The organism is Photorhabdus stackebrandtii, assembly GCF_011189495.1.
Taxonomy (GTDB): Bacteria; Pseudomonadota; Gammaproteobacteria; order Enterobacterales; family Enterobacteriaceae; genus Photorhabdus; species Photorhabdus khanii.
On record NZ_PUJV01000084.1, the window covers coordinates 1 to 2,903 of the forward strand.

General features: G+C 41.5%; 1 protein-coding gene. It reads right to left on the reverse strand.

Features of this window, described 5'->3' with window-relative positions; genetic code table 11:
• A partial coding sequence (locus C5470_RS21550) for an AMP-binding protein (protein WP_242688265.1) occupies positions 1-1,973 on the reverse strand: 1,973 nt, incomplete at its 3' end.
• Positions 1,974-2,903: the final 930 nt, after the last annotated feature.

The window sequence follows — 2,903 nt, forward strand, 5'->3', positions numbered from 1 at the left end:
GCCGGTGAACGTGAGACACAAATCGCTACCCGCTGATCCGGCTCTACGCCCAACGCAATAAGTTGATGGGCCAACCGATTAGCACGAGTATTTAATTCGGCATAACTCAGGGACTGATTTTCATACATCAAAGCCGTCGCTTCCGGGGTTTTCGCCACCTGTTGTTCAAATAACTGATGAATATACAAGTCTTCAGGATACGGCATTTCTGTCGCATTCCAGGTTTTCAGGAGCAATATCCTTTCAGTTTCAGAAAGCAAATTAAGCTGCCCGATGGGGATGGCTTCATTTGTCTTTTCTAATGACAATAACTGCTGCAAATGTTCACTCATCCGCAGGATCACTGCCGTATCCAGACGATTTTCATCATAAATCCAACGGAAACTACCCTGTGTATTTATCTGAAATGTCAGTAATTCGCCAGACCTTTCCTGATCACCTAACCGGCTATCCGGCACGACAGAGACAGCTATCGGCCATGGATAGCACGTTCTTAATTCTGGGATAACGGACAGTGCAGGAAAACGCGAAAAAAGGTCACGACTGTATATGCCATGCTGTGCCAACAGGGCCAGTTCATTATCAACAGCGACAACAACCTCACTCCACGGCTTATTAAATTCGGTTTCAACGGTCATGGGCACCATCGATGCCATATTTGATAACTCCTCGTTTGCTCCCACATACCAACCAACCTGACATACCGTTTGCTGGGTCAACCGCGTCAGATAGATAACGAATGCCTGTAATAACGTTTTCCATGTCGCTTCCTGACTTTTTTGGGAAAACGCAGATTGCCAGGGACTTATTGCCCAGCAGGGTTCTGCTGTCTTATGGGGGATATCGAAAGGTAAATGGCTGGGTTGCCAGCCGGTAAGACGCTGACACCAGAAAGGTTCATCAGGGGCGAACTTTTGAAGTGTATTCTTGATATTCTGTGCCTGTTGGGGCGAAATCAAAGGCAATTGTTCACCGGGTTGCAGTTCTGATATTTCTGTCAGCTCACGGGCAGACAATAACTGGCCTTCCAATGTGGAAAATCCCCCGATCCGGACATCCTCACTGCCCGTCGACACCTGCCAGCCCTCCTCCTCCACACGAATCAACGTCCCCGGTTTTTCCCCAGAATAGGTACCCAACCGCTGAAGCCAGGAAATTCGTACCGTATCCTGTTTTAATAACAGTTTTGGGTAACCTAATGGATTGGCGTCATTCTCGCCAAAGTCTAATGCGCGCACTAACGCAGACAATACCTCGCCCGGCTGTTTCCAACATAAGTACCCACCCGCCTCCGGGCGATGCGACAGCGCATAAAAACGCCGTTGCGAAAGATTTTGCGGGTAGGTTATTAATGTGTCGTGACTCAGCGTTGTTAAGAGTTCATTAAATCCTTTCTGAGCCGCCTGATAACATTTCAGATTCAATAAAAAAGCCGTATCCTGTTCTTCAATCGAGACCGGCCATTGCACAGCAATGTTTCCGCCATTCACAGCGCCTTCAATACAGTGCCAGGAAATGGCATACTCTGTTTCCCTCGCTAACAGCGCCCAAGACGTTGCATGGCTACCTGCATAACGCGGCAAGGGACTGTCATGATAATTAAAAGCGCCTCCGCGGATTTGTTTAATTAATGAGGCAGGCAAAATGAGAGGATTGACAATGGAGAAAAGCCAGTCAACAGGCTGTAACTGGATGTGTTCTTGTAATTCTTCCACCGAATTAACCCAATCAATCCCCTGCTGTTCAGCCCATGTTTGCAAAACACTATCTGTAGATAACACTGCTTGTATAATATGTCCGGCGGATTGAATTTGTTCAGCACAGGACACCGCAAGGGATGTCCCCCCGACTACAACGCATTTTCGTGATGGAATCGGTGTCTCATCTGTATGATGTGGGGTATTTTCATCTAACTTCTGAGAAAGCACTTCGCTTTTAAACATATTTCCCTCTGTAGCAATGTTATCTTTCATTTATTACCTCAATAAATTTATTGGTTATTTTAAGTGTGTTAAATAACGTTTCATAATTCTGCTACACATAGCCCTCTTCAACCCATTGTTATACATAGGATTATGAGTGGTATAAGATGTAGCACTATTTTGGAATCTTATTTAATCTTATGGTTATCCAAGCCTTATATTAATTAGTCAAAGATACAGCGATAGAAAGATCACCAAGTACCGTAGATTTAAAAACTGAAGCGCATGATAAAAGAAAGACGAAATTTTCTTGCACGTTATCAATGGTAATAAATCCGTCCCTAAATTAGTTAAGATTATTTATTGTTTATTTTTCAATCACTTATCTCAAAAACCCTCCCAGAATCAGACATTACACACTAATTCCGCTTTGCCAATATAAGACTGGGTTATGAAAATAGACTTTGCTATGGCAGTACTTTCTGTCGAACGAAAATTATTAATTCATTCTAGCCTGTAACTGTTTTGGCTAACTCACGAATTTTTTGCAGTTTCACTGATTATTTATATTAAATTACATAACTTTAAATTAGCAAGAAATAAACTCTAAAAAAACGTTATAAGAATAAAAAAGCACCGAGACAATCAACAGGAATTTAATTCCAAACAAATATTATTTTATATTTAAAAATCACCATGAATTTTCAAATAACAAACATGAATCACACTAAAATAACACATCAAAATAATCATTTAATATGAAATAATAAAAATCACAAAAACAGACACAAAAAAAACCTCATAACTTGTTTGTCATATCGATTTATAAGCAACAAAATAATTCAGAAAAGATATATACCTGTGCTCATTGAAACTGCTTGATTTTCGCCCAAATGAGGTTCAGGGTATCCGTCATGAAAATATTCATTACCGATGAACAAAAAGCCGAACTTGAACACCTCCATCACACCTGCCGTGATA